This window comes from Streptomyces sp. NEAU-W12 (assembly GCF_026242095.1).
In the GTDB taxonomy this organism is placed as follows: domain Bacteria; phylum Actinomycetota; class Actinomycetes; order Streptomycetales; family Streptomycetaceae; genus Streptomyces.
The window spans coordinates 24,529-43,505 of the sequence record NZ_JAPJDM010000012.1 but is presented as its reverse complement, the minus strand read 5'-3'; the positions used below and the strand labels follow the sequence as shown (position 1 = coordinate 43,505).

Sequence of the window (18,977 nt, the reverse complement as noted above, 5' to 3'; positions counted from 1 at the left end):
TCGTACGCCGTCCCCGGACGTACGAACGGCGGAATTACTTGCCCTTGGCGGCTTCCTTGAGCTTCGAGCCCGCGGAGACCTTCACGCTGTAGCCGGCCGGGATCTGGATCGGCTCACCGGTCTGCGGGTTGCGCGCGGTGCGAGCGGCACGGTGAGTGCGCTCGAAGGTCAGGAAACCGGGGATGGTGACCTTCTCGTCCCCCTTGGAGACGATGTCGCCGACGATGTCGGCGAACGCGGCCAGCACGGCGTCGGCGTCCTTGCGGGTCACCTCGGCGCGGTCGGCCAGCGCGGCCACCAGCTCACTGCGGTTCATGTTGTTACTCCCGTGTTCTTCTTGCCGTTGGGGCGTGCCACGCGGCGGGGCCGCACTTGGGGCACGACCAAGCCGATGCTGCCAGGGTCCTCGGTGAGTCCCCCGGACCCGGGTACTTGTTCGGGCCCGTACGCCCCTGGAGGTGCTGCCCCCTGAACGTGGTCCCGGTGGAGCATCCTGCCTCTACCTGCGGCGGTAAAGCCAATCCGGCACTCGCAGGAGCCGCGATACCACCCCGGAGTCACCCGTGGGAGTCACCCGGGAGGCGCCCACGGCCCGACGACGGTAACGCTGCGTCCACCGCCGGCAGCGGACCGCGGAGGCCGGGGCCCGAGTCACGGCCGCCACCCTAGAGGGCGGCCGTGTACCACGGGTTCCACGACGCGCCGTTCGCACACCTGCCGTGGTGATGGTCACAGCCGCGGCAGGGGACCTAGGCGAGGGCGGCCGGGGCTTCCGTGCTCTTCGCGGCCTCCCGGACCGCACCGGCGACCGCGCCCGCGACCTTGTCGTTGAACACGCTGGGGATGATGTAGTTCGGGTTCAGCTCGTCCTCGGTGACCACGTCGGCCAGGGCCTTGGCGGCGGCCAGCATCATCTCGGTGTTGACGGTGTGGGACTGGGCGTCCAGCAGGCCGCGGAAGACACCCGGGAAGACCAGCACGTTGTTGATCTGGTTCGGGAAGTCGGAGCGGCCGGTGGCGACCACGGCCGCGGTCCGGCGGGCGATGCCCGGGTCCACCTCGGGGTCGGGGTTCGCGAGCGCGAACACGATCGCGTCGTCGGCCATCGCGGCCACGTCGTCGCCGTCGAGGACGTTCGGGGCGGAGACACCGATGAAGACGTCCGCGCCGCGCACGGCCTCCTTCAGCGTGCCGGTCAGGTTCTCCTGGTTGGTGTTGTCGCCGATCCAGCACAGCGGGGAGTCGGCGGGGGCGTCCACCAGGTCCGCGCGGCCCGCGTGCACCACACCGTGGATGTCGGCCACGACGGCGTTCTTCACACCGGCCGCGATGAGCAGCTTGAGGATCGCCGTGCCGGCCGCGCCGGCGCCGGACATGACGACCCTGATGTCCTCGATCGCCTTGCCGGTGACCCGCAGCGCGTTGGTCAGGGCGGCGAGGACGACGATCGCGGTGCCGTGCTGGTCGTCGTGGAAGACGGGGATGTCGAGGGCCTCGCGCAGCCGGGCCTCGATCTCGAAGCAGCGCGGCGCGGAGATGTCCTCCAGGTTGATGCCGGCGAAGCCCGGGGCGATCGCCTTGACGATCTCGACGATGGCGTCGGTGTCCTGCGTGTCGAGGCACAGCGGCCAGGCGTCGATGCCGGCGAACCGCTTGAACAGGGCGGCCTTGCCCTCCATCACCGGCAGGGCGGCCTTCGGGCCGATGTTGCCGAGGCCCAGCACGGCGGAGCCGTCCGTCACGACCGCAACGGAGTTGCGCTTGATGGTCAGACGGCGGGCGTCCTCGGGGTTCTCGGCGATGGCCATGCAGACGCGGGCCACGCCCGGCGTGTAGATCATCGAGAGGTCGTCACGGTTGCGGATGGGGTGCTTGGACGCCATCTCGATCTTGCCGCCGAGGTGCATCAGGAACGTACGGTCCGAGACCTTGCCCAGGCTGACGCCCTCGACTCCGCGGAGCTTCTCGACGATCTCGTCGGCGTGCCCGGTGGAGGTGGCCGCGATGGTGACGTCTATGCGGAGTTTCTCGTGGCCGGACGCGGTGACGTCGAGTCCGGTGACCGTGCCGCCGGAGGATTCCACGGCGGTGGTGAGCTGAGAGACGGAGGTCCCGCTCGCCGGCACCTCCAGCCGGATGGTCATCGAGTAGGAGACGCTGGGCGCCGTTGCCATGGCCGACTTCCTCTGCTTTCACCGTGTAGCTGCTCTGTGCCGTCCGATCGTCGCACCTACCGCCGAGTACGTGGTAGCCGCATCCGATTGCGAACGTTTTGGTCACAGGGAAAGCGGGTAACTGCGAAACCCTCCGGAAAGGTTGTTCCACCATACGAGAAATCGGGGGACGTTCGTACGTCTCGTACGTCTCGCAGGCCAACGCGAGAGGCCCATGCCACCCGGAAGTGACATGGGCCTCTCGGTTGTTCAGTGACACCGGCCCGCCATGCTCGCCTCGCGGCAAGTGGTCGCTCGTAGCGACGAAGGTTGGGCCCGGGGGCTTGGATCGGGCCGGTGTCACTTGCCAGGCTAACAAACGGATGCCGCAGAACCATTCCCGCGGCCGGATCAGTCCCGCAGCAGATCGGGGACGCCCGCCGCGTCCGGCTCGTCGCGTTCCGCCGAGACGACGGTGAGCTGCTGGGTGGCGCGGGTCAGGGCGACGTACAGGACGCGCAGGCCGGCCGGGGACTCGTCGGCGATCTCGGCCGGGGAGACGACGATCGTCGCGTCGTACTCCAGGCCCTTCGCCTCCAGGCTGCCGAGGGCGACGGCCCGGTCGCCGAGCCCGTCCAGCCAGCGTCGCGCCTCCTCGCGGCGCTGCATGGCGACGACCACACCGACCGTGCCGTCGACCCGCTCCAGCAACCGGGCCGCCTCCGCGCGCACGGTCTCGGCCAGGGCGGAGCCGGGTGCGGACGGGCCGGCGGTCACGAAGCGGGGTTCGACGCCGGTGGAGCGCACCGCCCGCGGCGAGGTGGAGCCGGGCATGGCGAGTGCGAGCACCTTGGCGGCGAGGTCGGCGATCTCGGCCGGGTTGCGGTAGTTCACGGTGAGCTCGAAGCGGCGGCGGGGCCTGCTGCCGAGGGCCTCGTCACGGGCCTGGGCGGCCTCCTCGGGGTCGGACCAGGACGACTGGGCGGGGTCGCCGACGACCGTCCAGGTGGCGTGCCGGCCGCGCCGGCCGACCATGCGCCACTGCATGGGGGTGAGGTCCTGGGCCTCGTCGACGATGACATGGGCGTACTCGGTGCGTTCCTGGGCGAGGCGTTCGGCCCGTTCGCGCTGCGACTCCTCGCGCACCGGCATCAGTTCCTCGAGACCGGTGAGCTGGTCCAGCGGGTCCAGCTCGCGCTTGCGCCGGGGGCGGGAGGGGGCGCCGAGGACGGCCTGGAGTTCGTCGAGCAGCGCGATGTCGTGCACCGAGCGGCCGTCCCGCCGCAGGGAGCGGGCGACCTTGCGGACCTCGCCCGGGTTGAGGACGCGCCGGGCCCAGCGGCCGAGGCGGCGCTCGTCGGCCATGGCGTCCAGCACGGCGGCCGGGGTCAGTTCGGGCCACCACGCGTCGAAGAAGGCGAGGAAGGCGTCCTCGGTGGTGATGTCGTCGTCGAAGGAGGAGCGCAGTTCGGCGGCCAGCTCCGGGTCGGTGTGCCGGCCGCCCGCGCCGGAGCGCTCCCACAGGGCGTCGAGCAGCAGCTTGCGGGCGCGGGGGCGCAGCAGGTTCACCGGGGCGGTGCCGCCGAGGGCGGTGTGGCGGACGGCCGCCAGTTCGTCGGCGTCCAGTTCGAGCCGCCGGCCGAAGGCGAGGACGCGCAGCCGGGTCGGCGTGCCGCCGCTCTCCAGGGCGCCGCGTGCGGCCTTGCGGATCACCCTGAGCATGCGGGAGGAGCCCTTGGCGCGGGCCACCGCCGGGGCGTCGTACAGGGTGGCCCCGGCACCGTCGACCAGGGAGCCGATGGCGCGGATGGCGACCTGGCCCTCCTCGCCGAGGGAGGGCAGGACGCCCTCGGTGTAGGCGACCAGGAGCGGGGTGGGCGAGACGATCAGGATGCCGCCCGCGTACCGGCGCCGGTCCTGGTAGAGCAGGTAGGCCGCGCGGTGCAGGGCGACGGCGGTCTTGCCGGTGCCGGGGCCGCCCTCGACGTGGGTCACGGACGCGGCGGGGGCGCGGATCACCAGGTCCTGCTCGGCCTGGATGGAGGCGACGATGTCCCGCATGCTGTGCGTCCGGGCCTGGCCGAGCGCGGCCATCAGGGCGCCGTCGCCGATGACGGGCAGCTCGCGGCCGTCCAGGGAGGCCGTCAGCTCGGGGCGCATCAGGTCGTCCTCGACACCGAGGACCCGGCGGCCCTTGGAGCGGATGACGCGCCGGCGCACCACCCGGCCGGGGTCGACCGGGGTGGACCGGTAGAACGGGGCGGCGGCGGGCGCCCGCCAGTCGATGACCAGCGGGGTGTAGTCCTCGTCGAGGACGCCGATGCGGCCGATGTGCAGCGTCTCGGCGATGTCGGCGGTGTTGTCGGGGCGGACGGCGCCCCCGGCGGGCTCGACGGCGGTGTAGGCGCCGTCGGGTCCCTTCTTGCCGTCCTTGCCGAGGAGCAGGTCGATCCGGCCGAAGAGGAAGTCCTCGAACTCGTTGTTCAGCCGGTTGAGGTGGACGCCGGCCCGGAAGACCTGGGCGTCCCGTTCGGCGAGTGCGCCGGGCGTGCCGACCTGGCCGCGCCGGGCGGCGTCGTGCATGAGGAACTCGGCCTCGTGGATCTTCTCCTCGAGCCGCCGGTACACCCGGTCGAGGTGTTCCTGTTCGACACTGATCTCCCGGTCGCGAGTGGATTCGTGAACCGGATCGACCGCGGTTTCCTGCTGAGCCTGAACGGCCACCGGGCCCCCTTCTGACGTGCTGGGCAGCCGTCAACCGTACGCGAAGGGGACCCGTCAGGCTATGCGTCGACCTCGACGAGCTTGTCGCCGTCGAAGGTCACGATCTCGAAGCTGTCGATCTCGTCGGGGTTCAGCGAGGCGCCGCCCTGGACGTGGAGCGGCTGCTTGGCCTTGTCCGTCTTGGCGTCCGGCAGGCCGTAGCCCCACTCCGGGACGGTCCAGGAGGTCGCGGTCTCCCGCTCGCCGTTCTTCCCGACGACGACCAGGGCGCACTTCTCGGGGCCCTTGACGTTGGTGATCCGCGCGGCGAGGCCGGTGCCCCAGTCCTTCTCCTGGAACGCCACGGTCACGGAGACCTTGGTGCCCGGGTCGGTGGCGGTGAGCTTGTCGGGGATCTGCTCGAAGACGTCCTTCGCGGGGTCGGCGGAGAGGGTCTGGCTGGTGTTGCCGCCCCCGCTGCCGCCGTCGCCCCCGCCGTTCGCCGCGACGGCGACGAAGGGGCCGCTGACGATCAGGGCGCCCGCGGCGGCGACCATGTAGAAGTTGCGGCGACGCTTCCTGGCGCGGCGCTCGGCGACCTCGTCGACCAGTTTCTCCACCACGCGCGGCGCCGGCTTGGCCGACAGCGACTCGCCGAGCGACGGCGTGCCGGTGCCGGGCAGGTCCGCGAGGGCGGCCAGCATCGGTTCCATACCGGCGAGTTCGTCGAGCTGCTGGGCGCACCACTCGCAGCCGGCGAGGTGCGACTCGAACGCGGTCGCCTCGGCATCGTCGAGGATGCCGAGTGCGTAGGCACCGACGGTCTCGTGCTCGTTCGGCACCGGTGATCCCTGCATGGCACCAGACATACCCGTACCGCCCGCTCCGAATCCCCCGTACGCACCCATCACGCCGTCACCCCCCGCTCCTCCAGAGCCAGCTTCATCGAACGCAGGGCGTAGAACACCCGGGAGCGGACCGTGCCGCTGGGTATCCCGAGGGTCTCGGCCGCCTCGTTCACGGTACGTCCTTTGAAGTACGTCTCGACGAGCACCTCCCGGTGGGCCGGGGTCAGGTCGTCGAGTGCATCCGACAGCGTCATCAGCCACAGCGCCTTGTCGATCTCGTCCTCCGCGGGGATGACCTCCAGCGGCGACGGATCGACCTCCTGCGGCCGGGCCTGCCGGCTGCGGTGGCCGTCGATGACGATGCGCCGGGCGACCGTCACCAGCCAGGGGCGTACCGATCCGGTCGCCCGATTGAGCTGACCGGCGTTCTTCCAGGCACGGATGAGCGTCTCCTGCACGACGTCCTCGGCTCGTTGCCGGTCTCCGGCGACGAGCCGCAGGACGTAGGCGAGCAGAGGCCCGGCGTGCTCTCGATACAGCGCACGCATCAACTCCTCGTCGGGTTCATTCGACGAGGACGAGGACATGCGATGTCGGGCCCTCGCTCCACGTTCATTGGCCACGGCCGCATCCTTGCGCACGCCCACCTCCGGTGTCCCGGGGATCCCCCCGTCGGTCGCTCGACATCGGGTACGGAGACGGTGCGCCGGGTGTTCAACGTGCGGCGTCGTTTTTCTGAAGAGTGAGGTGGAGACCAGGACATGGGAGCACATTCCCCCCGCTCCTCTTTCACGTTTCCACCACAGGCGAGGGGCGGCCCGGTCGCCCGTGCCGCCCGGAAGGCGAACGGGGTGTCGGCGATGTCACACGGCCACGGAGTCGAGGACGGGTCAGGCGCGGGGGCGGGCGGCGGCCCTGCGGCGGTGGCGGGCCACGCGTTCGCGGTTTCCGCAGACCTCGCTGGAGCACCAGCGCCTGCGGCGGCCCCGTGAGGTGTCCAGGTACACGATCGGGCAGTGGTCGCCCTCGCACTGCCGCAGGCACGCGCGCGCGAGCGGGTCGGTGAGCAGGTCCACGGCGTCCCGGGCGATCGCCGCGAGCAGCGCGGCGCAACCGGGCGGCGCCGCCAGCCGCCGCACCAGTGTCCCGTCGTCGCCGGGGACCGCGCGCGGGGCGGGGGGCGCGACCCGGGCGGTCTCGTTGAGGCGGGCGAGCGCGAGGTCGTGGGCGGCACCGCCGGGCGCCGGGCGACCGCGCGCCGGACGGGCGAGGTGGCCGCGCACCAGGCGGGCGAGGTGGCCGCGCAGCTCGCGGAAGGCGACCGGCCAGGCATCGTCGGCGTGGGTCAGCGGGGTGCCGTCCGGGACGAGGCCGGAGCCGGTGATCCAGGCGCTCAGCACGTCGACGGAGCCGAGCCGTTCCTCGGGATGCGTGGTCGCGAGGAGATCCAGACAGACCCGCCCGGTGTCGAACCGCAGCTCGTGGGGCGCCGTGACCGTACCCAGTGCCATGTGCCTGTCACCGCCTAGGGTTCACCCCGGTCGGGTGGGGGCCGGGGCGGTGCGAGTGAGGGATCTGAGGGACGCGTTCCGGGAATCCGCTCCCTCTACAGTGCACGCCCGCTCCCCCGCCCGGAACCCCCCGGCCAGGACCCTCCGACCGGAACCCCCTCGCCCGGGGCGCCCGGCCCGGACGTTCCGGCCCGGACGTTCCGGCCCGGTCCCGGGACGGACCCCTTGCCGGTGCCACCCGCGTCCCACGTCCCACATCCCGCACCGGGTTGCGGCCCCGGCACAGGTCCCGACCGAGGTCCGACCCGGCCCCGGCAAGGGCCCCACCGAGGGCCGCTCCACCTACCGACGCAGGACCCTCCTCCCGGGCCCCCACCGAGGGTCGGTCCACGTCCCGGTTCAGGACCCGCACTCGTACGCCTCCCCCGGCCTCGCGCGCGGCGCCGCGCCGTCCGGTCCGTTCAGGCGTCCCCGTACTTGGCGTCCGCCTGGGGGTCCAGGGCCAGGCGGTAGCCGCGTTTGACGACCGTCTGGATCAGCCTGGGTGCGCCGAGGGCGGTGCGCAGGCGGGCCATCGCGGTCTCCACCGCGTGCTCGTCGCGGCCGGTGCCCGGCAGCGCGCGCAGCAGGTCCGCGCGGGCGACGACCCAGCCGGGGCGGCGGGCCAGCGCCCGCAGCAGTGACATGCCCGCGGGCGGTACGGGACGCAGCTCGCCGTCCACCACGACGGCGTGCCCGCGGATCTCCACCCGGTGCCCGGCGACCGGCAGCGAGCGGGTCCGGCCGGGCAGTTCCCGGCAGAGCAACTGGACGAGGGGGCCGAGCCGGAAGCGTTCCGGCTGGACCGTGTCGATGCCCCGGGCCTGCAACGGCAGCGCGGTGACCGGGCCGACGCAGGCGGGCAGGACGTCGTGGCCGAGGGCGGCGAGGACGTCGTCGAGCAGACCGCGTTCCGTGGCCCGGGACAGCAGGGACGCGGCGGCGGGCGCGCTGGTGAAGGTGACTGCGTCCAGGGTCCGGGCGACGGTGGCGTCGAGGAGCCGGTCGACGGGGGTGATGTCCTCCGGCGGCATCCACCGGTAGACGGGCACCCCCACCACGTCCGCTCCCGCGGCCCGCAGCGACTCCACGAACCCGGGCAGGGGTTCGCCGTGCAGCTGGAGGGCGATCCTCAGTCCGTCGACGCCCTCCTCCAGGAGCCGGTCGAGGACCTCGGCCATCGACTCCGACGACGGCGACCACTCCTCCGTCAGCCCGGCCGCCCGGATCGCGCCCTTGACCTTCGGTCCGCGGGCCAGGATCCGCACCCCGCGCAGCCGCGCCAGCAGAGCGTCGCCGAGCCCCCAGCCGTCGGCGGCCTCGACCCAGCCGCGGAAGCCGATCGCCGTGGTGGCGACCGCGATGTCCGGGGCCTGTCCGATGATCTCCTTGGTGGCGGCCAGCAGTTCGCTGTCGTCGGCGAGCTGCACGATCCGCAGCGCGGGGGCGTGCAGGACGGCGGCACCACGCCGCTGGAGCAGCGCGCCCAGCTCGTCGGCCCGGCGCGCCGCGGTCACCCCCACGGTGAAGCCCGCGAGCGGCCCGTGGTCGGGGGTCTGCTCCATGGTCTGCTCCGTGGACGGCTCCGTGGGCCGATCGGGTTTCTGCTGTTCGTCGTGCATGGTTCTCGTCCCGCTCTCGTCCCGCACTCGAGTCGGTGTGCTGCGTTGCGTTGTGCTGCCTGAGGCACGGCTCGTCCTCATGCCGAACCGAGCCTGTCAATGGTCCATGACAGGCTCGGTTCGGCTTCATGTCACCCGTGTTACGTCACACCTGCGCATAGCTGAGCTGGGGCTTCTCCTCCGCGACGGCCGTCGGACCGGCCGGCCGGGCCGGGCGGCGAAGGTATACGGCCCAGGTGACCGCCAGGCAGACCGCGTAGAAGGCCAGGAAGGCGACGAACGCGCCGGTGCCGGACCCGTAGGAGAGGAAGGACTGGCGGAAGGCGAGGTTGATGCCGACGCCGCCGAGCGCGCCCACCGCGCCGATCAGCCCCATGGAGGCCCCGGACAGCCGGCGCCCGTAGGCGGCCGCCTCCTCGCCGCTCAGCCCCCGGGCCAGCGCCTTGGCCTGGAAGATGCCCGGGATCATCTTGTACGTCGAGCCGTTGCCCAGGCCGGTGAGCACGAACAGCACCACGAAGGCGACGGTGAACAGCGCCAGCGACTCCTGCATGGAGGCGAGGATCAGCACCCCGGTCGCCGCGCCCATGCCGACGAAGTTCCACAGCGTGATCCGCGAGCCGCCGTACCGGTCGGCGAGCCTGCCCCCCACCGGACGGATCAGGGAGCCGAGCAGCGGGCCGATGAAGGTGACGTAGGCGGCCTCGAGCGGTGTGCGGTCGAACTGGTTCTGCAGCACCTGCCCGAAGGCGAAGCTGTAGCCGATGAACGAGCCGAAGGTGCCGATGTAGAGGAAGGACATGATCCAGGTGTGCGCGTCCCGGGCGGCGTCCTTGGCCGCACCGGTGTCGTTGCGTACCGAGGCCAGGTTGTCCATGTACAGCGCGGCGAGCACGGCGGCCACGACGATCAGCGGGATGTAGAGGCCGAGCAGCACCCGGGGCCCGCCGCTCGCCCCGATGATCGCGAGGGCGGCGAGCTGGATCACCGGGACGCCGATGTTGCCGCCGCCGGCGTTCAGACCGAGCGCCCAGCCCTTCTTCCGCAGCGGGAAGAAGGCGTTGATGTTGGTCATGGAGGAGGCGAAGTTGCCACCGCCGATGCCGGCCAGGAGGCCGACCAGCAGGAACGTGGAGAAGGACGTCCCCGGCTCCATCACGGTGAACGCGGCGACCGTGGGCACGAGCAGCAGCGCGGCCGAGATGATCGTCCAGTTCCGCCCGCCGAACACCGCCACGGCGAAGGTGTACGGGACCCGGACCACGGCGCCGACCAGCGTCACCACGGACGTCAGCAGGAACTTGTCGGCCGGGGTCAGCCCGTACTCGGGGCCCATGAAGAGCACCAGCACGGACCACATCGTCCACACCGAGAACCCGATGTGCTCGGACAGCACGGAGAAGAAGAGGTTCCGGCGGGCGATCGGCTCCCCGGTCCGGTTCCAGAACGTCTCGTCCTCGGGGTCCCAGTGCTGGATCCAGCGGCCGCCCCTGCTCGGGGGCGGCGCCGGTGCGGGGACCTGGCCAGGGGCTGTCATGACGCCTCCACTGTTCTCCGGGGTGGTGCGGACGGATGCCGCGAGGGCCCGGGGGCCCGGGGCCTGGTCCCGAAGGTAGGGAGGGAGCGTTTCCGGTCTGTGGCTGTGGGTGACCGCTGGGGAACGTTGCTCTCACCCCGGGCCGGGGCGGGGTGAGAGGAGTCCGGCTCCGGTCGGACACCACACCGTGAGGTCAGCGCTGCGGAGGCTGCCCGTAGGGGTTGTGCCGGGGGTACGGCGGCTGGGCCGACTGCCCGTACGGCGGCTGCGGCTGGGCGTAGGGACCGCCGGGGGCCGGGGGCTGCTGCGGGGTCCCGTACGGGACGGGCGCGGGCGGCGTGCCGTGGGCGGCGGGGGTGGCGGGGGTGGGCTGGGCGTAGGAGCCCGGAGCCTGCTGGCCGTACGGGCCCGGGGGCTGCTGGGCGTACGGGCCCTGCTGGGCGTACGGCGCGGGGGCCGCGCCCGGGGCGCCGTACGGGACCCCGCCGTACGGGTTCCCGCCGTACGGGTTCCCGCCGTACGGGTTCCCGCCGAGCGGATTGCCGTGCCCCGGCGTCTGCCCGCCCGGCGGCAGGTAGCGCACCCGGCCGGTCTCGTCCGTCACCGGGGTGAACCCGGCCGCCCGGAGCCGGGCGGCGAACTTGGCGTTGCGCTTGCGGGTGACGACGAAGCCGATGCCGAGGACGGCCATGAGGAGGGCCCAGATCACGCCCGCCACGACGAAGTCGGACGACGCGCCGCCGGCCCGGTAGGCCAGGATCACACAGCCGAGGGAGACACCGAGCGCCCCGTATCCCATCCGCTTCTCGGCGTTCTTGCCGGTGAGGTCGAAGTTGATGCGGGCCTTGAGGAGTTCGAAGGCGTCCGGCACGAGCGGCGGCAGGGAGACGCCGTCCCCCGCGTTCGGGTACTGGGCCCAGTTCTGCGCGGCCCGCGCCCGGGCCCGCGGGGAGGGGTCGGGGACGATGAGCATCCTGAGCGAGGCGTTCTGCCCGCCGCCCTGGCGCACGTCGGCGTACTCGTACCCGAACTGCTGCGCGACGAAGGCGAGTCGGGCGAGTTTCTTCACGGATGCCATCGCACTGGTGAGCTCCACCGGCTCCCCGCCCGCCATCAGCCCCAGCATCTTGCGCATCTGCCGCTTGCTCATCCGTTCCCGCTCCCCCTGGCCACACTGTTCGCTTCCGCAACAGGGGGCAGTTTCGCACGGGGCGCACCACCGAGGAAGCGCGGCCGAGACGCCTGGCGGAGGCTTGATCCTCACCGCAGCGCTCACCGCTCATCGCTCACCCGCTTCGAACCACAGCAGCTTCCCGGCCCCACACCCCAGCACGCTGCCGTCGAGGGCCCACCCTCCCCAGGAGTCGGCGCACTCCTGAACGAGGCGCAGTCCACGCCCGGAACCGGTGTCGGCCGGAGCGAGCGGGCGGAGTCCTCGCGGGACCCGCCGAACGGGGCGGGGATGTACAAGCGGCTGGACGACCACGCCAAGGACCGGCCACGCCACCACGACACCTCGTGGTCCCCCATCGCCTCAGGAGTCGCGCCCCGCGCCCACGCGCCCCGCCCTCATGCTCCCGTTACGCCCGAATCGCGCCCTACCCCGCACCGACGGCCGCCCCCACGCTCACACCCATGAGGGAAACAAACGAACCGGCCATCGTTGCGCCACCCGGCCCCGACGCCCACCGCCACGCACCCGCCACCGTACGACCGTGGGAGAACATCGACCGCGCCCAGGCCGCCCTGGACGGCGCCACCGGCCCTGAACCGCCCCGCCCGCCCTTCTGCCCCCACTGCGGCCTGACCGGCGAACGCCGCCGCACCTACACCGGTCAGCACGTCCTCCTCGAGCCCGGCTTCACCCTGCCCGCCCACCTCGTGCCCGGCGGACACCGCTGGCACCTCGACACCGACGGCACCGCCTGGAACGGCGGCCTGGACGAACCCCTGCCCGGCGCCACCTGCCGCATCCCACACCAGCTCGCCTGTCCCGGCCTGGCCCTGGACGAGATCCGCCCGTGGCGGTGGTTGGAGACGGTCCGGCGGTTCAACACGGAGCGGGCACGGCGGAAGGCGGGTGAGCAGGGTTTCCCGGAGGCGCTGCCCGACGCGGGCTGACCACCGCGGACATCTCTGTTTCCACCCGAGCCGTCGGACCCGACCGGAACACCGAACGGGCTGCCGGCACCTCTTCGACGAGACCTGCGCCGACCTGGACCGCATGCCCGCCGCCCTCGCCAACGCTGTCGCCGAAGAAGGCGGAGTTCCGAGAAGAGGGGCGTCGTCAGCCCCGGCGGGCGGCGCGGCGGCCGGGTCCCTTTTCGGCGGAGCGCTTCGCGCCGTTCGGCCACAGGCGGGGCCTCCGCTTCGCCGCGAGGTCCTCGACCCAACCGACCGCGAGCACCGTCAGGCCGATGAGCGGCCAGATCAGGGCGAACATCCAGAGGGTGTACGTGCTGGTGATGGCATCCGCCCCGCGCTCGCTCTGCAGGAACGGGAGCCGGTACAGCAGGTCGATGACCGGGACGGTCGCCATGATCAGCATGTTGTGCCACAGGTAGATGGTGACCGCCCGGTTGTTGGAGAGGGTCACCAGCTTGTCCCACTGCGCCAGGCGGCCGGGGAGTTCCCGCCACGACGGGGAGTACTGGAGCAGGATCACGACGAACCCGAACGACCAGGCCGCCTGGGCCAGCGGAATGTCGTTGAGGTCCCAGCCGTCGGGGCCCAGGTGGTTCGACGCCCACCACAGGCCGAAGGCCATCACCAGCGACGCGCAGGAGACCGAGACGTACCGCGGGATCCGCTGCAGCATGCCTTCGTGGTGGGCGAAGCCCAGCACCCAGCAACCGCCGTAGACCGCGAAGTCGGTGACCGCGTTGCCCGTTTCACCGGGGATGGTCACCAGGCCGGTGCCGACGACCGCCGTCAGGCCCAGCGGTGCGAGCAGGGTCGGCCAGGGGGCCCGGCGGAACGCCCACAGCAGCAGCGGCGAGGCGATCACGAACCACAGATAGGCGCGCAGGTACCACAGCGGCCCCGCCGCCTGCACCGCCCAGGTCTCGTCCAGGAGGCCGCCCGGGGAGCCGAGATGCCACGGGTAGGGCGGGGCGCCGATCGGGACGATGTAGTGGAACAGCCCGATCAGGCCCCAGGTGTCACCGTGGTCCGGGTCCTCGGCCGGGTTCCAGCCGCCCGCGAACATCATCACCAGCACGACCGCGGCGAACGCCCACAGCGGTGGCAGGAGACGGCGGACCCGGCTGCGGATCACGCTCCCCGCAGGACGCTTCAGCGAACGCGCCATCAGCGACCCCGCCAGCGCGAACATCACGCCCATCGACGGGAACAGCACCGTCAGCCAGGCCCAGCCGAACAGGTGGTAGACCACCACGCGGACCAGGGCGAGGGAGCGCAGCAGGTCGAGATACCGGTCACGGCCGGGCTTCGCGGGGGCCGCCGGGGCGGCGGGGTCCGGTACGGGTGCGGACGCGGTCGTGCGCTGTCGCGGGACCGCCAGCGGCGTTTCCGGGGCGCCGTTCGCGTCTCCCGCGTACGGGGTTCCGTACGGGCCGGCCGGCTCCGGCACCTGACCCGTACCGGTCGTGTAGCCGTGGGTCATGCCACGGGCCTCCGATCGTCGTCGGTCCGCGCGTTCTGGCGCGGCACCGAGCCGCCGGGCGCCTCGACGACGCCGGTGCGCCGCAGCTTCTGCCAGCGCAGGCGGCCGCCGGTGAGCGCGGTGATCCAGGACTGGAGCAGCACGACGTACATGAGCTGGCGGTAGAGGAGCTGCTGCAGCGGCAGCGAGATCAGGTGGGTCATGCGTTCGCGGTCGAGCCGGAAGGCGAAGGCCGCGCAGACCGCCTGGACGGCCAGGACACCCAGCCACGCCGTGATCGTCTTCTCGGTCGGGCCGAAGACGAGGCCGTAGAGCAGGAAGACGTCGATCAGGGGGGCCAGCAACGGGGCCACGATCATGAACAGGGAGACGAAGGGCAGGCCCACGCGGCCGAAGCGGCCCGAGGGCCCCTTGTCGATCACGGCGCGGCGGTGCTTCCAGATGGCCTGCATGGTGCCGTACGACCAGCGGTAGCGCTGGGACCACAGCTGCTGGACCGTCTCCGGGGCCTCGGTCCAGGCGCGGGCGTTCTCCGCGTAGACCACGCGCCAGCCGGCGCGGTGCAGCGCCATGGTGACGTCGGTGTCCTCGGCGAGCGTGTCGTCGCTCATGCCGCCGATCGGGACCAGTGCCGAGCGGCGGAAGGCGCCGACGGCGCCCGGGATCGTCGGCATGCAGCCGAGGACGTCGTACATGCGGCGGTCCAGGTTGAAGCCCATCACGTACTCGATGTGCTGCCAGGCGCCGATGAGGCTGTCCTTGTTGCCGACCTTCGCGTTGCCCGCCACGGCTCCCACCCCCGGGTCGCCGAAGGGCTGGACGAGTTCGCGGACGGTGGACGGCTCGAAGACCGTGTCGCCGTCCATCATCACGACGATGTCGTACCGGGCGTTGGCCAGGCCCCGGTTGAGGGCGGCCGGTTTGCCCGCGTTGAGCTGGCGGATCACCCGGACGTTGGGCAGGCCCATGGCCTCGACGATGCGGGCCGTGCCGTCGCTGGAACCGTCGTCGATGACCAGGACCTCGACGGGGTGGTCGCTGTCCATCAGGGAACGGACGGTGTTCTCGATGCACTTGGCCTCGTTGTAGGCCGGGACCAGCACCGTCACCGGTTCGGTGACCGGCGGACCCCAGCGGAAGCCCTTGCGGCGGACCCGGCGGGCGTGGATGCCGGAGAGCAGGAGCATCAGCACGAAGCGGGCGATGACCAGGGTGCCGATGACCGCCAGGCCCACCACCAGGCCGCCGGTGATCTTCTCGGAGGCCTGGACCAGGAAGATCCACGCCTTGCCCTTCCACAGCTCGGCGCCGGTCACCGGGGTCATCGCGCCGGGCGCGTCCAGGGCCTCGGTGAGGTTGGCGAACTCGTAGCCCTGCTCCTTCAGGTCGGGCAGGAACCGGTCCAGCGCCGCGACGGTCTGGCTGCGGTCGCCGCCGGAGTCGTGCATCAGGACGATGGCGCCCTCGCCGTTCTCGGGCGTGGCGCGGCGGATGATCTCGTCGACGCCGGGCCGCTGCCAGTCCTCGCTGTCGGTGTTGTTGACGACGGTGATGTACCCGAGGCTGCCGATGTACTCGGTGACCGGCCAGGACTTGTTGTCCATGGCGGCGGAGAAGGAGGAGTACGGCGGGCGGAAGAGCGAGGTGCGCACCCCGGCCGCGCCGGTGAGCGCCAGCTGGTTCTGCGACAGCTCCCAGTCGATGCGCTCCCTGGACTGGAGGGAGAGGTCGGGGTGGTTGAACGTGTGCAGGCCGAGCTCGTGCCCCTCGTCGACCATGCGCTGGACGAGGTCCGGGTGGCGGGAGGCCATGGTGCCGGTGACGAAGAAGACCGCGTGCGCGTCGTGCTTCTTCAGCACGTCCAGCACGCGCGGCGTCCAGACCGGGTCCGGGCCGTCGTCGAAGGTGAGGACCAGCCGGCGGTCGGGCACGCTCAGGGTCTCGGCGCGCCCCTCCCGGGCGTCGATGACCGGGCCGCCCTCCAGGATCTTCTCCGGCACCCGGTCGGTGGCGGCGGGCGGCTGGACGCGGTGGTCGGCGAGGATCTCGCTGTGCGTGTACCCGCGCAGCATGAGCATCGCCGACAGGGCGACGAGGACGAGCAGCGGAAGCAGCAGGCGCAGGGGCAGACGGCGACGCCGGGAGCCGCCTCGGGCTCTGGTCGCGGGCCCGGGGCGGCGGGAGTGGGAGGCCATCAGAGAGCGTGCTCCGGGGACGGTGCGGCGGGGTCGGGGGACGGGTCGGGCTGTGTGGCGGAGTCCTCGGCGGCCACGGCCGGCGGGGCCTGGGGCGCCTGGGCGACCGTGTCGGTGCCCGCGGGCTCCTCGTCGCCGGGGCCCTCCCCGGCGGGGGGAGTGTCCGGATCGGTGCCGGTGCCGGTGCCGGTGCCGCCGGACGAGGCCGGCGGATCGGCGGTTTCCGTCTCGGCCGGGGGATCGGCCGGCTCGGTCGTGGCGGAGCCGCCGGTGCCGGTGCCCGGTTCCGGGGCGGTCCCGGTCGGCGTCGACGACGGCTCGGCGGCCTCGCCGGACTCGGCCCCGGCGGTCGCCACGCCGCCCGCGGGGACGCCGGCGGCGGGGGAGGCGGGGGCGTCGGGGTCACCCGCGGTCGGTCCGGTGCCCGGGGGCGGGTCGGCACTGGGCGACGCGTCCGGCTCGGCGGGCCGCGGCGAGGTCTCGACCTTCCCGGCGGGCTGCTCCTGCTCCTGGCCGGGCACGGGCATCCAGGGGGCGGTGGAGTTGCCGGACATCAGCGTGGCGACGATCACGGCGGCGTACCCGGCGCAGGCCAGGCCGACGGCCAGGCCGATCCGGCGGTAGAGGCGGCTGCGGCGGCCCGTCTCGTCGACGAACACGGGGCCGTCCCCGGCGTCGTGGCCCGCACCGCTGCGGTGCCTGCCCGGCGTCGCCCGCAGCACGCCGTCGCCGAACTGCACGGCGTCGAGCTGGACCGTCACCTCGTGCGGGTCGTGGGTGTGCTCGGTCGCACTGGCGTCCGCGACTACGGATGCGGCTACGGATGCGGCTACGGCGGTGTCCCCGACCGCGGGCACCGGCCTGGTGGGTGCGGGCGCGGCGGGGGCGGGCGCGGTCGCCTCGGCTCCCTCCTGCCAGGGGTCGCGCAGGGGGGTGCGGGGCGGCCGGGGCGACGCGGGGACCTGGGTGGAGAGGCGCGCGGTGAAGCCGGTGTTCCCGGTGGAGGGGGGCGCGGGGGTGGTACGGGCGGAGAAGGGCGCCCCGGGCCTCTCGAACCTGTCGGTCCGGTCGAACCCACCTGCCCCCTCGGCAGGAGTGCGGGGCCTGATGCGCAGCGCCCTGGTCTCTTCGGGGTCCTCGAAGGCCCTCGGGTGCGTCGGGGCGGCCCGCTCCGGCCCGCGCTGCGCGGGCATCCTGCTCGTGCCGCCCGGCGGGGGCGTTGCGCTCATCGTGGTCGTCCTGGCCTTCGCGTCGTCCGGGGCGACCCGGTGCTCCAGGTCGGCCCGGACGTCCGGGCCGGCCGCGTGGGATGTGCCGGGGGTTCTCTTCACCGCGGTGGCGTCGTCCGCCCCGGCGGCACGGGCGGTGCGGCCGGGCACGTCCCGGGAGAACCATGTCCCCCGGTCGGTGACAGAACCGCCGGGGGCGGGCCGGGCGTCCCCGGTCGGGGCGGCTTCGGCCTCGGACCGTTCAGGTTGGGCGTTTTCTCGCCACTTCTCCACGCGCACGCTCTTTCCCCCACGGGACTGTTCCGGGTGCGCGTGCGGCCTGGGCGCGCGCCGCCGGACATGGTCCCCCGCCCGCTCCGAGCGTCCCGTTTATCACACTGTGCTCGAGCATCGAATGTAGCGTACGCGGGGGTCCCGTGTTCCCCGGGTGTGGATTCGTGCCAGACGTGAGACATCGCGGACAGGCACGAGACATCCATGAGACATCACGGAGAACTCATGACATCGAGATCCCTGTCCGAAACCCACCCCTTCGCGGGCCGTCGCAACCAGCCCTCTTCTGCGGCGATTCCGGACGCCGCACCACGAAGTCCCTCCAGAGCGGGATGAATCAGCCCTTTTCGCCACACCAGTGACACAGGGGACAGCGGAACGGGGTCGACCAGCGGGCGCAGCACCATCGAAGGCAGCGGCGGGAAGTCCACCACGGCGAGGACCGGATGCCCGGTACGGGCCATGAGCCGCTGGAACTCCTCCTCACCGACGGCCAGGGGCGCGGGCGGCGCGACGTCGATGCCCCTCCCCTCGAACAGCAGCCTCGCGAGGTCGGTCCACTCGGGCGTGCGCGGATTGCCCGCCCCGGCGTACACGGTCTCGCCGGCCAGCGCGTCGAGCGGCACCCGGTCCAGGGCGGCCAGCCGGTGGCCCTCGGGAAGGATCACCGCCATCGGCTCGTAGCGTACGGGCTGCTGGTCGAGCCCGGCCTTCAGCGCCTCGGGGAGCCCCGCGAACCGCCCGAACGACGCGTCGAGCCGCCCCGCGGTCAACTCGCCGGCGGCCCAGGTCAGTCCGCTCTCGTAGCGGGCCATCAGCTCGTGACCGGGGGTGAGTTCGCGGGCCCGGTGCAGGACCCGGCGCCCGGTGGCCAGTCCCGGGGAGTTGAGGTCCACCAGCAGCGGCCGGGCCTGTCCGGCGGCGGCGAGCAGGTCGTCCTGCGCGGCCAGGGCCCGGCGGGCGTACGGCAGCAGGCGTTCGCCGTCGGGGGTGAGCGCCACCTGCCGGGTGGTCCGTACGAACAGTTCGCTGCCCAGCTCCCGTTCCAGCCGCCGCACGTCGCGGCTCAGCGCCTGCTGGGCGACGTAGAGGCGCATCGCGGCGCGGGTGAAGTGCAGTTCCTCGGCGACGGTGACGAAGGCGCGCAGGAGCCGGGGGTTGAGGTGGGCGGGAGCGGGCACCCCGTGAACCTACAATGCGGGTGCGTGAATCGGTACCGGGAAGGTGTTGGACCGGCACCGC

14 protein-coding genes are annotated in these 18,977 nt (G+C 72.7%); 1 reads left to right on the top strand and 13 read right to left on the bottom strand.

What is annotated here, in order from left to right; all coding sequences use genetic code 11:
- Positions 1–34 precede the first annotated feature (34 nt).
- The 9 genes from ORI94_RS16740 to ORI94_RS16700 form a co-directional block, all read right to left on the bottom strand.
- A complete protein-coding gene (locus ORI94_RS16740) occupies positions 35–316 on the bottom strand; it encodes an HU family DNA-binding protein (RefSeq protein ID WP_042173245.1) in 282 nt (93 codons plus the stop codon).
- Positions 317–749: 433 nt separating this feature from the next.
- Positions 750–2,174, bottom strand: a complete 1,425-nt coding sequence (locus ORI94_RS16735) for an NAD-dependent malic enzyme (RefSeq protein ID WP_266076080.1) — start codon at positions 2,172–2,174, stop codon at positions 750–752.
- 390 nt (positions 2,175–2,564) lie between these two features.
- A complete protein-coding gene (locus ORI94_RS16730; protein ID WP_266076078.1) occupies positions 2,565–4,877 on the bottom strand; it encodes a HelD family protein in 2,313 nt (770 codons plus the stop codon).
- Between the two features lie 59 nt (positions 4,878–4,936).
- Entirely contained in the window at positions 4,937–5,698 is a 762-nt protein-coding gene (locus ORI94_RS16725; RefSeq protein ID WP_323056065.1) for an anti-sigma factor family protein, read from the bottom strand.
- 65 nt (positions 5,699–5,763) lie between these two features.
- On the bottom strand, positions 5,764–6,351 hold the full coding sequence (locus ORI94_RS16720; RefSeq protein ID WP_266076074.1) for a sigma-70 family RNA polymerase sigma factor: 588 nt from the start codon (positions 6,349–6,351) through the stop codon (positions 5,764–5,766).
- Positions 6,352–6,594: 243 nt separating this feature from the next.
- Positions 6,595–7,215: a CGNR zinc finger domain-containing protein gene (locus ORI94_RS16715; RefSeq protein ID WP_266076072.1), complete on the bottom strand. Its 621-nt coding sequence runs from the start codon at positions 7,213–7,215 to the stop codon at positions 6,595–6,597.
- Positions 7,216–7,676: 461 nt separating this feature from the next.
- Positions 7,677–8,876 (bottom strand): uroporphyrinogen-III synthase, encoded by a 1,200-nt coding sequence (locus ORI94_RS16710; protein ID WP_416237832.1) that lies wholly within the window; start codon positions 8,874–8,876, stop codon positions 7,677–7,679.
- A gap of 145 nt (positions 8,877–9,021) precedes the next feature.
- The gene (locus ORI94_RS16705) at positions 9,022–10,413 is read right to left on the bottom strand and encodes a nitrate/nitrite transporter (protein ID WP_266076068.1); all 1,392 of its coding nucleotides are present in this window, start codon (positions 10,411–10,413) and stop codon (positions 9,022–9,024) included.
- Positions 10,414–10,606: 193 nt separating this feature from the next.
- A complete protein-coding gene (locus ORI94_RS16700; RefSeq protein WP_266076066.1) occupies positions 10,607–11,563 on the bottom strand; it encodes a hypothetical protein in 957 nt (318 codons plus the stop codon).
- A 485-nt stretch (positions 11,564–12,048) separates the two neighbouring features.
- Between ORI94_RS16700 and ORI94_RS16695 the strand changes: the two genes are divergently transcribed.
- Positions 12,049–12,534, top strand: a complete 486-nt coding sequence (locus tag ORI94_RS16695) for a DUF6083 domain-containing protein (protein ID WP_266076064.1) — start codon at positions 12,049–12,051, stop codon at positions 12,532–12,534.
- Positions 12,535–12,700: 166 nt separating this feature from the next.
- Here ORI94_RS16695 and ORI94_RS16690 read toward each other — a convergent pair whose 3' ends face one another.
- The 4 genes from ORI94_RS16690 to ORI94_RS16675 all read right to left on the bottom strand — a co-directional run bounded on the left by ORI94_RS16690 (position 12,701) and on the right by ORI94_RS16675 (position 18,916).
- Positions 12,701–14,038 carry an acyltransferase family protein gene (locus ORI94_RS16690; protein ID WP_266076062.1) on the bottom strand — a complete coding sequence of 446 codons (1,338 nt, stop codon included), beginning with the start codon at positions 14,036–14,038 and terminating at the stop codon, positions 12,701–12,703.
- Entirely contained in the window at positions 14,035–16,233 is a 2,199-nt protein-coding gene (locus ORI94_RS16685) for a polysaccharide deacetylase family protein (RefSeq protein WP_266076060.1), read from the bottom strand. The genes ORI94_RS16690 and ORI94_RS16685 overlap by 4 nt, the downstream gene beginning before the upstream one ends.
- Complete coding sequence (locus ORI94_RS16680; protein ID WP_266076058.1) at positions 16,233–17,735, bottom strand: hypothetical protein; 1,503 nt, start codon at positions 17,733–17,735, stop codon at positions 16,233–16,235. The genes ORI94_RS16685 and ORI94_RS16680 overlap by 1 nt, the downstream gene beginning before the upstream one ends.
- 212 nt (positions 17,736–17,947) lie before the next feature.
- Positions 17,948–18,916, bottom strand: coding sequence for a LysR family transcriptional regulator (locus tag ORI94_RS16675; RefSeq protein WP_266076056.1), 969 nt, complete (start codon positions 18,914–18,916; stop codon positions 17,948–17,950).
- Between the last annotated feature and the right edge of the window lie 61 nt (positions 18,917–18,977).

Coding starts and splice junctions, on each gene's coding strand:
- ORI94_RS16740 (WP_042173245.1), bottom strand. CDS start 316: ATGAACCGCAGTGAGCTGGTGGCCGCGCTGGCCGACCGCGCCGAGGTG.
- ORI94_RS16735 (WP_266076080.1), bottom strand. CDS start 2,174: ATGGCAACGGCGCCCAGCGTCTCCTACTCGATGACCATCCGGCTGGAG.
- ORI94_RS16715 (WP_266076072.1), bottom strand. CDS start 7,215: ATGGCACTGGGTACGGTCACGGCGCCCCACGAGCTGCGGTTCGACACC.
- ORI94_RS16710 (WP_416237832.1), bottom strand. CDS start 8,876: ATGCACGACGAACAGCAGAAACCCGATCGGCCCACGGAGCCGTCCACG.
- ORI94_RS16705 (WP_266076068.1), bottom strand. CDS start 10,413: ATGACAGCCCCTGGCCAGGTCCCCGCACCGGCGCCGCCCCCGAGCAGG.
- ORI94_RS16700 (WP_266076066.1), bottom strand. CDS start 11,563: ATGAGCAAGCGGCAGATGCGCAAGATGCTGGGGCTGATGGCGGGCGGG.
- ORI94_RS16695 (WP_266076064.1), top strand. CDS start 12,049: ATGAGGGAAACAAACGAACCGGCCATCGTTGCGCCACCCGGCCCCGAC.
- ORI94_RS16690 (WP_266076062.1), bottom strand. CDS start 14,038: ATGACCCACGGCTACACGACCGGTACGGGTCAGGTGCCGGAGCCGGCC.
- ORI94_RS16685 (WP_266076060.1), bottom strand. CDS start 16,233: ATGGCCTCCCACTCCCGCCGCCCCGGGCCCGCGACCAGAGCCCGAGGC.